Origin of the sequence: Shewanella sp. SM69 (assembly GCF_025653985.1) — a bacterium.
Taxonomy (GTDB): Bacteria; Pseudomonadota; Gammaproteobacteria; order Enterobacterales; family Shewanellaceae; genus Shewanella; species Shewanella oncorhynchi.
On record NZ_JAKKRV010000006.1, the window covers coordinates 142,052 to 154,425 of the forward strand.

Annotated in this window: 7 protein-coding genes; 3 read left to right on the forward strand and 4 right to left on the reverse strand. The window is 43.9% G+C overall.

The genetic code is table 11. The features are described from left to right. Positions 1-411 precede the first annotated feature (411 nt). Positions 412-1,587 carry an aromatic amino acid transport family protein gene (locus tag L5M37_RS10455; protein WP_173248682.1) on the forward strand — a complete coding sequence of 392 codons (1,176 nt, stop codon included), beginning with the start codon at positions 412-414 and terminating at the stop codon, positions 1,585-1,587. 268 nt (positions 1,588-1,855) lie between these two features. Continuing rightward, positions 1,856-4,012: a S46 family peptidase gene (locus tag L5M37_RS10460; protein WP_263200407.1), complete on the forward strand. Its 2,157-nt coding sequence runs from the start codon at positions 1,856-1,858 to the stop codon at positions 4,010-4,012. 584 nt (positions 4,013-4,596) lie between these two features. Here the strand turns inward: L5M37_RS10460 and L5M37_RS10465 are convergent. The 3 genes from L5M37_RS10465 to L5M37_RS10475 form a co-directional block, all read right to left on the reverse strand. After that, the gene (locus tag L5M37_RS10465; protein ID WP_113939860.1) at positions 4,597-5,466 is read right to left on the reverse strand and encodes a hypothetical protein; all 870 of its coding nucleotides are present in this window, start codon (positions 5,464-5,466) and stop codon (positions 4,597-4,599) included. A gap of 416 nt (positions 5,467-5,882) precedes the next feature. Then, a complete protein-coding gene (locus L5M37_RS10470) occupies positions 5,883-6,611 on the reverse strand; it encodes a 23S rRNA pseudouridine(2604) synthase RluF (protein WP_113939861.1) in 729 nt (242 codons plus the stop codon). An 889-nt stretch (positions 6,612-7,500) separates the two neighbouring features. After that, positions 7,501-8,832, reverse strand: a complete 1,332-nt coding sequence (locus L5M37_RS10475) for a Na+/H+ antiporter NhaC family protein (RefSeq protein WP_105250033.1) — start codon at positions 8,830-8,832, stop codon at positions 7,501-7,503. Positions 8,833-9,555: 723 nt separating this feature from the next. On the opposite strand from L5M37_RS10475, the gene L5M37_RS10480 reads away from it, so the two are divergent. Next, positions 9,556-10,401 (forward strand): FAD:protein FMN transferase, encoded by an 846-nt coding sequence (locus L5M37_RS10480; RefSeq protein WP_173496924.1) that lies wholly within the window; start codon positions 9,556-9,558, stop codon positions 10,399-10,401. A gap of 286 nt (positions 10,402-10,687) precedes the next feature. Here the strand turns inward: L5M37_RS10480 and L5M37_RS10485 are convergent, their stop codons facing one another. Then, positions 10,688-12,319, reverse strand: a complete 1,632-nt coding sequence (locus L5M37_RS10485; protein WP_263200409.1) for a methyl-accepting chemotaxis protein — start codon at positions 12,317-12,319, stop codon at positions 10,688-10,690. Between the last annotated feature and the right edge of the window lie 55 nt (positions 12,320-12,374).

Consider the following 12,374-nt stretch of genomic DNA (forward strand, 5'->3'; position numbering starts at 1 on the left):
AGGTAGCGATTTTGTTGGCTTGTTTATTTTCGTTTATCACAGCGCTATTAAGTTGTTACCGTACCGTTTGCTACCCTTCTTTGTTCACAACTGGCTTGCCCACTGGGTTTGGCTCTGTTAATGTCCCAAACTATCTATTTAATCGATGCTTATATCGGTACATTAATTTGGGCTATCACAATTGAAAGTCATGCCATTTTTCAATAATCGATTTAGTTAGCCTCAATGGCTACTGGGTTGAAACATTCAAAAGCTATTGGGGCCAATTGATCTGCTAGGTCGAGATCTGATTGGATGCTTTAAGTGATGTGTCGCTTATTTCGATTTAAGACGCAAGGCTTTATCGGTTCAAATCTTACTCAAATAAAATAATAATTAATTATTGAACAGGACTATTGTGTGAATTCAAAAATGTTAGGCTCGATCGCCATCGTTGCCGGGACGGCCATTGGCGCAGGTATGTTAGCGTTACCTTTAGCCACTGCGGCTTTAGGTATTATCCCTGCTTTAGTGTTACTCGTCGTTATTTGGGGCGTGTCCGCCTATACCTCATTACTGATGCTCGAAATTAACTTACGCACTGGCGTGGGAGATAACGTGCATGCTATTACGGGTAAGTTACTGGGTAAAAAAGGTCAAATAATTCAAGGTGCTTCTTTCCTGAGTTTATTATTTGCTTTGACCGCGGCTTATCTCACCGGCGGCTCTTCGTTATTAGTGCTTAAAGCGAAGAACATGTTCGATATCGTGCTCGATAATCAAGTCGCAGTGTTGTTATTTACACTGGTGCTCGGTGGCTTTGCGGCGCTAGGTGTTGCTTGGGTCGATAAAGTTTCACGTTTCCTATTTTCGTTAATGATTCTATTGCTCGTGGTGGTGGTATTATTTTTATTGCCCGAAGTCAGTATTGCTAGCATGGCAACTGGTGCGATTGCCGAGTCTATGACCAGCAATTGGATGGCGGCAATTCCCGTGGTGTTTACTTCGTTTGGTTTCCACGTCTGTATCGCCACTTTAGTGCGTTATCTCGATGGCGATGCAGTATCACTGCGTAAAGTGTTGTTAATCGGCTCGACTATCCCACTTGCTTGTTATGTGCTTTGGTTATTGGTGACTTTAGGCACAGTAGGCGGATATGAGGTGAATAGTTTTGAAGGTTCACTACCTTCACTCGTCACGGCATTACAGGATATTGCTCATACGCCTTGGATCAGCAAATGTATTTCATTATTCGCTGACTTAGCCTTAGTGACCTCATTCCTCGGTGTGACCTTAAGTTTATATGACTTTATCGCCGAATTAACTCGCGCCAAAGAAACGTTTGCCGGCCGTATTCAAACTTGGTTACTGACCTTTATTCCGCCTGTTTTGTGTGCCTTGTATTTGCCTGAAGGCTTTGTGGCGGTACTGGGATTTGCAGCCGTACCATTGGTCGTGATGATCATCTTCTTGCCAATTGTTATGGCACTGCGTCAACGTCAGTCGCAGCTCGGTGGTTATCAAGTGTCTGGCGGATCTGTTGCGTTAGTCATTGCTGGTTTGTTAGGTGCAGTGATTGTGGGTGCCCAACTATTTGTTGGGATCTAATTCATTGCAATAGGCGTGGCTTTTTAGCGAACGCTGCTGGGTAACTTTGATTAAATGTATTTGCTTTGTAAGCGAGTTTTTCAGAGTCTGTTATAGAGAGTGTTGCATGTGATAAAGTCAGGCCCCGGCCTGACTTTTTGCTTTTTAGGTTTTAAAGCGAGTGATGCTGGGTTTTAGCACAGTTATTTAAAATTAAAACAACGCTATTAAAACGAGAAAATGGCCCAGCTTGCGCGTGGCTTCATTCACATAAAACGGACTTAACACAATGAAAAAATGGTTACTCACAGTTGCCGTGGCCGCTAGTTTTGGCGCACAGGCTGACGAAGGTATGTGGCAGCCCCATCAACTGCCTGCTATGGCTGATGAGCTGAAAGCAAAAGGCCTTGAAATTGATGCAAAATCGATTTCTAAACTCACCGAATTCCCGATGAATGCCGTGATAAGCCTTGGCGGTTGCACTGCATCATTTGTATCGCCAAAGGGCCTAGTCGTGACTAACCATCACTGTGCCTATGGGGCGATTCAATACAACTCCACTCCTGAGAAAAATCTGCTGCAGGATGGTTTTTTAGCTAAGACCTTCGCCGATGAATTACCTGCGACCCCTGGCTCACGTGTCTATGTGACTGAAGATGTCACTAATGTCACTCAGCGAGTTAAAAACGGGCTTGAAGGTAAAGTGGGCAGCGCCTTCTATCAAGGTGTTGAAAGCCAAGAAAAAGCCTTAGTTGCTGAATGTGAAAAAGAAGATGGTTACCGTTGCCAAGTGTATAGCTTTCACGGTGGTCTCGAATATTATCTGGTTAAACAACTGGAAATCCGTGATGTGCGTTTAGTCTATAACCCAGCCGCGAGCGTGGGTAAATACGGCGGCGACGTAGACAACTGGATGTGGCCACGTCACACAGGCGATTTTTCTTTCTACCGTGCTTATGTATCTAAAGCAGGTAAACCCGCAGAATTTAGTGCTGACAACGTGCCTTATGAGCCAAAAAGTTTCTTAAAAGTATCGGCTAAAGGCGTGAGTGAGGGGGATTTTGTGATGGTGGCAGGCTACCCAGGTCGCACCAACAGATATCGCACAGCCACTGAAGTTCAAAATGAGTTTGAGTGGGCTTATCCCGAAGGCAAAATGCTGCGTGAACGCTTTATAGAGATCATTAAAGAAACCGCGCCAGAGGGCAGTGACGAGCGTATTAAGTACGAGAGTCAAATTGCTGGCCTTGCAAATTACGCGAAAAACTTCACTTCTATGATCGAGTTTTACGGCAAATCAACCATGTTGGCTGACCGTAAAGCCCTCGAAGCTAAGCTTGCGGCGTGGATAGCCAAAGACAGCAGTCGTGAAGCGAAATACGGTAAAACCTTAGCGGAATTAGATGCCTTGATTGCCAAAGGCAAAACGCATCAAGAGCGTGACATGATCTTAAGCTACATAGGCAGTACGACTATGTTGCCGACGGCGCGCAGCTTATATCGCCTCGCGAACGAGAAACAACTGCCAGATATGCAGCGTGAACCGGGCTTCCAAGATCGTGATATGACACGTCTAAAAGCCAGCATGGAGCGTATTGACCGTCGTTATGCGCCAAGCGTTGATAAAGCGGTATTGCTCGACATGCTAAAACGCTACGCCGCACTGCCAGAAGATCAGCGCCTACCCGCATTGGATAAAGCCTTTGGTATCGATAAAAAGTTTAGTGAAGCTAAGCTTTCGAAAACCTTAGATAAAATGTACGCCAAAACTGAGTTAGGTAAGAAAGACGTTCGTCTGGCGTGGATGGATAAATCCGTTGCCGATTTTAAAGCCTCTAAAGATCCTTTCATTCAATTCGCTGTCGCTATGTATGACACCGATATGGCCGAAGAAAAGAAAGAAAAAGAATTAGCGGGTGAACTAATGAAGGTGCGTCCGCAATATATGGATGCCATTATTGCTTACAACCTAGAGCAAGGTAAGCCAGTGTATGCCGATGCTAACTCAAGCTTACGTGTCACGGTTGGTCATGTGAAAGGCTATTCGCCAAAAGACGGTTTAGTGGCCGTGCCATTCACTCGCCTTGAAGGCATAGTGCAAAAGGACACGGGTGTTGACCCATTCGATGCACCGAAGAAAGAGTTAGAGCTGATTAAGCAGAAGCAATATGGTGATTTCTATATGAAATCAATAGATTCTGTACCAGTAAACTTTTTATCAACTTTAGATACTACTGGCGGAAATTCTGGCTCACCGACCTTAAACGGCCGTGCTGAACTCGTCGGCCTATTGTTCGACGGTGTGTATGAAAGTATTATCGGCGGTTGGGCATTTGATAATGAAATTAACCGTTCTATTCATGTCGACAGCCGTTATATGCTGTGGGTCATGAAGTATTTAGATCATGCCGACAATTTATTAGCCGAGATGGAAATCGTTAAGTAATCCATTGCCGCATCAGCAATGGTGCGGCCTATAGTGGCATAGTGAATTTGGATTATCAGCATTCAAGTGCGATTTAGTGCTTTAAGAATGCTGAAATAACAAGACAGCAAAATAGCGATAAACTCACTGGGTTTATCGCTATTTTTGTATTCGGAGGTTGGAAAGCGTTTTGTGTAATTTGGTGGTGAGAAAACCATTTTATATAAATTTTTAATTGGTTGGGTTTGAGCTAATTACGGGGATTCATCGTAACTCGGTTTGCGGCTGGAACATGTTGGTTAGTGCTGGGTAGTCATTTAGTGAGACCTGAAACTTCAGTTATTAGGAGCTTTGTGTTCGCTGATTTCGACTCATACAGGCTTGCCATGGCATTGACTCGTCGACACGCAGCAAGTCCATCCGTGGATGCTCGACTGCCCCGTCCATGGGTCGGACGGTCGTCTCGCAAATCACCATGGTTCACCTTTTTAGCATTAGTGTAACCTGTAGATTAAAAAGATTACATAACATACTTTTGGACAAAAGCCAGTTAGAGTCAGCTCCCCAGAATCTCACTTTCAGATAACTTCTCGTATCCAAAAATGTCAAATTCCACCGCTGTCAGCTGTGCCTGTTGATGTTTCATTTACCCAGAACCATGCGCCTTTCACAATACTATCCAAATTCAATTCCAACTCTGTAGTAACCAGCTTTGCCTGAAACAACGCCGTTATAGCTAATACAACCGTTAGCCACATTGTCACGTTTGTTTTTCTTCGTTCAGTAGCATCAAGTTGTAACAGTTCCATTGTTGTCAGTGCCTTACCTTTAATCCTGCACTCATATTGATTAACCTGTTCAATATCGCCCGATTCCGCCAATGATCTTATAACTAATAGCGTTGCTTGCTTTAGCGTCGGGTATTGAGGGTGCAAGATAGCGTACATCCCATAAATGTTATCCAGAATTCGCATCACATCTAGTGTCTGTGTGTGGTTATTTTCAGACAATTCAATAATCGCACGTAGAACCCTGCTTCTATCAGGTCTCTTATGTTTCTTCTTTGAGTGCAGTAACCTAGGAACAGCGTACCTCCAAAGTGCATACTTGGACTGTATCTTATAGAGCCCTGTTACCTCATGTATCAGAAAATCAAATGGGGATTCATATGTGTGCGTAACCAAGCCATGATAATGATGTATGGTAAAGTTCAGCACTGTCAGATTCTGTAGGTCTAACAACATACTTCTGTCATGGGTTCTCTTGGCTTCATCCCACACTTTTACTTTAAGCTTGTTGCCATTATCAACTACGGCATCAGCAAGGTAGCTCCCATGACTATCGGTCACATAAACACTATAACAATCGATCTCCTTGCCACTGTCTCCGCTACGGGGAATTCGTTCAGGAGTATGTATAGCTAACGCCTTAGTTAGTTCATTTATGAATATTTTATCAAGCCAACTCAGTACCATAGCCAATCATCCATATGCCTTTAATTTCATTTAATAATACGCCTGTTAGTAACTAACACAAAGTAACTCGACTAATCCGTAATTAATACGTCATTTATAAGCCAAATACCTCGATAACATGCTTTGGGGCAATAGCCTTTTAGCTAAAAGAACATTGAAAGGGTTCGTTAGAGTTGGCATTGGTGTACCAGTGACCGTTTGCGACATGGATGGCGCCGTCGAGCCTCTGGGATGCTTATTTTGAAAGAAATAGACGGCGAGTCACTGCGGAAACAATGACAATTCATGCAGCACAATTGACGATACAATTATCTTTCTTTGGGGCATAAGAGAGTTAACAGCAGATGGCTGCTATTGGCAGAAATCAGAAGGTCTAATGTAGATATTACATCCGTAATTATCTTCGGTTTTTTAGTTTACGCTGTAACCAGTGCCATTTTAAGGGCTGTGGTTTCCTGTGGTGTTAGTGGCCGCATTTGCCCTTCTTGTAACTCACCAGATGCTAATTTGCGTAAATTCAGTGTCATTATGGCGACGCGCTCAAGATCGATAACGCGATATCCGAGTGCCTTGGACATCCTACGAATTTGGCGATTTAAGCCCTGTATCAGTACGATTTCAAAGCTGTCCGAACTGAGACGGCGGACTTGGCAGGGCAGGGTTTGTAGGTCTTTATAACGTACTCCACTGGCCATTTGTTCAACAAACTCATCAGTGAATGGCCGGTTGAGGTGCACATGGTAGGTTTTGCTGTGGGCAAAACTGGGGTGCATGAGTTTATGGGTCAGCTCACCATCGTTAGTTAACAGCAACAGGCCGCGGGAGTCCTTATCGAGTCTGCCGACGGGGTAGAGTCTTGGCGCTTTGGGAAGTAGGTGTATGAGGCTCGTTTCATCCTGCTCAAGCAGACGGCAATCTGTGCCCACAGCTTTGTTAAATACCCAATAGGCGAGTGTTTCGGCTTTAGTGATAGGTTTGCCATCAAACTCAATACGGTCGAGGCAGTTTAATGACTCGTCTAAACAGATGGGATCTGTGTGGCGGGCGATACCGCCATTGAGTGTGATGCGCCCAGCCTCAATCAAACGGCAGGCTTCACGGCGTGAGCCTATGCCACACTGGGCGAGGTATTTTGCTAAGCGCATGGATTACCCTAAAGTATTTGGCGTTCTTGGGCGCGATGATACAGTATTTTTGATAGGCGCCGCATTGCAAAGGCTAGGCTTAAACACCAAATGATACTCAAGTTAGTTTGGAGCCACATATTGGCTGAAACAGTACAAAAGTGTGTTTGGGGCACACAGGGAGGGAAATCCAATATTGTCCAATCTAATTGCAGGGTTAAACTCACTGCACTACAAAAGCTGATCAGGCTCAAATAGAACAGTGGCTTTGGGCAAATAAACCGAGGCACTATCCCCGCTATAATCACAAGGCTGTGTAAGATGAGGGTGCTTAATAGATAACTCGTTGAAACTATTCGGTGTATGCTCAAAAAATTAATGGGGAATATTCCCATCAAAATCACAGAGACTCCTACCCAAGCACCTGTAAGTGCTATGCATTGGCTAAACGTATCTAGTTTTAGTATGTAGAGCCCGGTCATTGAAATGAGTATGCAGAGCCCCGCAGCCAATAAGCTTAAATTAAACACATAAGCGAGGGAGGAGTTGATATAGTTACCTAAAAAATCAGCTCGTATTTGTAAGACTTGAACTCCAACGTTTTGATATTCAGCATAAATAGCAATTAAAACTCCTGAAGCACTAATAAAGGCTGCGCCTACAATCAACCATGTAATAAGACGATGTAGATCGTAATAACTTGGTTCTTGGTGATAAAGAGGATTCATGGGGGACTAAAAATATACTGACGGGATATGACCACATTGAATGCGGTAACTTGCCTGAATTGTTTAATGAAGGCAAGCGAGTTGATGCTTTTTCGTCAAAAGAGAGCTTTAAAATGACAAGGAACGCCTAGTGCGTCCCTTGTCATAAACGTTAGATTTTACTCATGCGACTCAAATATCATTTAGTGTCGTTTGCGGAAAATTACAATCGCAACAGCCACTACGGCTAAAATCATACAGTACCAAGCGTGTGATACCGCTGCTAATGGCGTGATGCTAAAGGTCGAAGCAATCAAGAGTGCCTGTGCACCATACGGGATTAAACCTTGGATAATACAGGCGAAAATATCGAGTATGCTGGCGGCACGTTTCGGACTCACGCCATGTTTCTCTGCTAAGTCTTTTGCAATATCACCCGTCACCACGATAGAAACTGTGTTGTTAGCCACACAAGAGTTAGTCACTGCGACTATACCTGCCATGCCTAGCTCAGCAGCGCGGCATGAAGCTTCACCTTGCGCCTTGGAGAAACGAGTGATCAGCTTTTCAATCTGTTTACTCACAAAGGCGAGACCACCTTGCTGCTGCATGAGTGCGGCTAAACCACCCACTAGCATAGACAGAATGAAAATCTCCTGCATATTGCTAAAGCCAGCATAAATATCTTTACCGAATTGGATCACACCGTAATCCATAGTAAACAGGCCGGTTGCGCCCGCTAATAAGATACCTAAGGTCAAGACCACAAATACGTTCAGACCTGCCACGGCTAAGATCAAAATGGTCAGATAAGGAATGACCTTAATAAGATCGATATTCTGCGTTGCTAATTCTGCTTGGCCTTGTCCGGCAAATACAAAGGCGATTAAAGTTAGCAGTGATGCGGGGATAGCGAAAATCAAATTTTCACGAAATTTATCTTTCATATCACAGCCTTGGGTGCGCGTAGCTGCAATTGTGGTATCGGAAATAATCGACAAGTTGTCACCAAATAGGGCGCCAGACATCACGGCTCCCGCCATCAGTGCATAGTCGATTTGCGCTTGGTCGGCTACGCCTAGGGCGATGGGAGCGACAGCAGCGATTGTCCCCATAGAGGTTCCCATGGCCGTTGCGATAAAAGCGGCGATCACGAAGAAACCAGGTAGTAACAGGTTCGATGGGATTAACGATAAACCAAGAGCAACAGTAGCATCGACGCCGCCAGTGGCTTTAGCGACTGCAGCGAAGGCGCCTGCAAGTAAGTAAATTAAACACATAGCAATAATATTGCTGTGACCAATACCGCCAATAAAGGTATCAATCGATTGATTTAATTTCTGTTTTGATAAAATCAACGCCAGAATGATTGCAGGTAAAATAGCGATAACGCTGGGTAATTGATAGAAGGCAAAGTCGACACCTTGGCTTTGGAAATACACACCCGCGCCAATGAAAAGACCAAGGAAAACAAATAATGGCAACAGGGCAATAAAAGATGCCGGGCTGTGCTGTGCTGCTGTTGGATTGCTCAAATGTTATCTCTCTTTCGCTTAGGGTTTTTCCGCAGGATCCTTGGCAGTCAAACTCGCTTAAATTCAGTGTTGCCTCGGCATCGTATCCTAGCAACTTGAGGCAAAGCATATTTGATCCCTGATAACCTGTCAATTTAGACGTCTAGATGTTTTTACTTCCGTTGTGATCGCTAGGTTATTAATAGGTTGTATAAGATGAAGCTTAGTCTTTATTTTAATTATTAATCAATACTTTAATAGTTTTTGTTCAGGTTGGATTAGAGGGTTTATATCTGATTTAGCGTGTATTTCAACTGAACGGAATTGCATGAAATTTAAGCGAATGACTGGTGTGATGGAGTAAGCCGGCTATTTATCGCTCCATTTAGTGTGAGCTGTTGGTGGGTAAGCCAGCATAAATAACGTAAATGATGAGTGGCATTAATCAATAGGGCTCATTTGGGGATGTATTGACTTAGTTCGCTTGTGCAGCGTTGTGATAGCAATGATAAGTCAAATAACTTTAATAAAACCTTAATAAGCAATCTATTGTTTTTAAATGTAAAACAGTTTCAAGCATCTAAAATCCCCATAAAAACTAATGGCAACAATTTGTATTGAAGTAGAGACTTTAATAGAATCCGCACAAATTATGTTAATTACTCTTAGTGCTTTGTTTAAATTTAACTGGATGAAGCGTTTATTGCTGATCCCTCAGATCTTCCTACTACAGTGGGTATTATCATGATACGTCGCGCTAAGCCATTACTCGGAACGCTGGTGGAAATCGCTGCCGAGTCACTGCCAAATCAAAGCGGTGAGGTACAACTTAAAGATAAAGCATTGGAAGCGGCTATTAGCGCGGCTTTTTCGCGTGTGACCCATATTGGGCGGTTGCTGAGCTTCCATCAACAGGACAGCGAGTTAAATCAGTTAAATCGGCAGCCGGGAATTTGGGTAACGTTAAGCCAAGATAGTTTACGAGTGCTCAAGTTGGCTAAGGGGCTGGGTAAGGCGAGCAACAACTTATTCAATTGTACCGTTGGCGGCGAAATGATGTCTCGCGGCGCTTTGCCTGCTTACCTTGGTATGCCATTATTATTGCAAGGTGACTGGCAAGATATTGAAATAAAAGGTAATCAAGCGCGATTAGCTAGACCGCTAATTTTGACCTTAGATGGTATAGCTAAAGGTTATGCGGTTGATATGGCAGTGAGTGAGCTGCGTCGCGCTGGCGTGAGCGGAGGTTGGGTCAATGCGGGTGGCGATTTAAAAGTTTTTGGCAGTGCATCTTTAAATGTAGTGTGCCGCGGTCCATTAGGAGCGAGCCAAAAGCTCTGCGTTAGCAATATGGCGCTCGCCAGCTCAAGGGTCTCACAAACCTTAAGTCATGATTACCCTGCACTATTACTGCCAACTGGCAATGTTGCCGATACGAACGTCGATGCTGAAAGCGAGCGTATTGTTAGTGTGAGAGCCTCTTTTGCTTGGCGCGCCGATGCGTTAACGAAAGTCGCAGGCTATCTTAATCCCGACTTGGCCGCTGAAAAAATTGCTCACTTGGGTGGTCAATTAGTCAGTTTTGATTGATGTATCTTTTGGCTGTTTTACAGCTTTTGCAGATGATTGAATTAGAAATTCAATCATTACTGTGAGTTAACATTAAACAGTTAGTACTGTTATTCGCACTTTAACGGGTGAATCGATACAACTTGGGTTCAGTATCGTTACCGTTATTTGCAACTTGCATACGGTTGTGGGCTTTTATTGTCTTCAAGCTTTTCTTGGTATTATTTCCATTAAAAAGAGTGCCTACATTGGGCACTCTTTTCGTTTCAATAGCTTATCGCTCACCATGTGTCGTTAGCTATTTATCTTAAGCGACTTTAAATCGCGCAACTTCTTTTTGTAGGTTGCTGCAAATGGCTTTAGTGTTGACGACTATTTGCTGCGTTTCTTGGATCACTAAGTTGCAGTATCTTGTTTTATCGGATAATTCGGTCAAGTTACGATTAATTTCTTCGGTCACATGGGTTTGCTCTTCGGTCGCAGTCGCCGTTTGAGTGGACATCTCACTGACCTTAGAGGTGGAGTTTAGAATTTCATCTAATGCATCTTGGGTTTGGCTGGCGAGGGTCACGGTTGATGTGGCCAAGCTAGCTCCCGATTCAATGCTTTTAACCGCATCATTTACTCCGCGTTGCAACTCTTCAATCATGCGCTGAATATCTTGGGTTGAGGTTTCGGTACGACTCGCTAGTGTACGTACTTCATCGGCAACTACGGCAAAGCCACGGCCCTGTTCGCCAGCGCGCGCCGCTTCAATGGCCGCGTTAAGGGCAAGGAGGTTAGTTTGCTCAGCGATTGAGCGGATCACATCAAGCACTGAGGCAATATTGGCAGAATTGACTGAAAGTTTTTCAATAACAGTCACGGCATTTTTAACTGATTCAGACAGTTGCTGAATATGATTAACGGACTGGGCGAGGATATTCTTACCCTCTACTGTTTGGTCATTCACTTTAGTGATTTCGGTGGCAGTATGAAGAGCGTTACTGGCGACTTCTCTTACGGCTGCACTCATTTCATTTACTGCTGTGACAATGGTATCGACAAACTGCTCTTGTTCATGGCTGATGTTGATTGTGGTGGCTGACTTAGTTGCAAGACTTTCAACGGTTTGGCTCACATCCTTAGTTTGACCAATAATCGAGATGACCATTTGCTGTAGCTGCTCTACAAATAAGTTAAATGCATGGGCGAGCTCGCCGATTTCATCCTGACGTGTGATAGGGATCCTTTGGGTTAAGTTACCGTCACCATCGACAATGTCGTTGATCCTGCTAGTGATATCTTCAATTGCATTGACTATAATTTTAGGGCCGAAGTAGGCAATCAACAGCGCCACAATGGCGACTAAGCTCGCTATCGTTAAGGATATTTGGGTTTGGGTGGTTGCCTGTTCCGTTGCTTGTAAATCTAGCTCTTTTACTCTGTTATCGGCGGCTTCGCCCGCGGCATTGTAGATATCTCTTAATGCTTTAAATTCTTGCTTGGATTTGGTTTCGTGGAGTTGTTTCGCGCGTTCAAAATCATTACTTTTGACGGCATTAATGACCTCTGATGAGGCCTGATACCAGAGCGAAAACTGCGCCTCAAAGCCATTGGTTGATTGCAGTACTTGCAGGTGATCTGTAAGGATTTTTTTAAACTCGCCCATTCTGTCACGGGCTTGATCGACATTCTCTTGCCAGTTATCAATCTCACTCTTGCGATTATCGGCAGATAATTCTTCCCTGAGTAACACTTCTTCACTTAGCTGCGCTTGATAAAGGTCGCGATCTGCATTGAGAATTGCCGAAATTGCGGGATTAAATAACTGACTAAATTCCTGCATCTGTTTCACAGTAGCACGGCTTTGCATAGCATCGGTGACTGCCATGACAATGAGCGCTGTCGCCATAATGGCAAACATCAGTGAAAACTTAACGCGAATACTGTTAAACATAGGACGATCTCCATTAATAACTTAATAAATAGCTTAGCCGTTATTTATAGAATTG

Excerpts from the sequence above, each read along its gene's own strand:
- L5M37_RS10455 (WP_173248682.1), top strand. The coding sequence starts at position 412 with ATGTTAGGCTCGATCGCCATCGTTGCCGGGACGGCCATTGGCGCAGGT.
- L5M37_RS10460 (WP_263200407.1), top strand. The coding sequence starts at position 1,856 with ATGAAAAAATGGTTACTCACAGTTGCCGTGGCCGCTAGTTTTGGCGCA.
- L5M37_RS10465 (WP_113939860.1), bottom strand. The coding sequence starts at position 5,466 with ATGGTACTGAGTTGGCTTGATAAAATATTCATAAATGAACTAACTAAG.
- L5M37_RS10470 (WP_113939861.1), bottom strand. The coding sequence starts at position 6,611 with ATGCGCTTAGCAAAATACCTCGCCCAGTGTGGCATAGGCTCACGCCGT.
- L5M37_RS10480 (WP_173496924.1), top strand. The coding sequence starts at position 9,556 with ATGATACGTCGCGCTAAGCCATTACTCGGAACGCTGGTGGAAATCGCT.
- L5M37_RS10485 (WP_263200409.1), bottom strand. The coding sequence starts at position 12,319 with ATGTTTAACAGTATTCGCGTTAAGTTTTCACTGATGTTTGCCATTATG.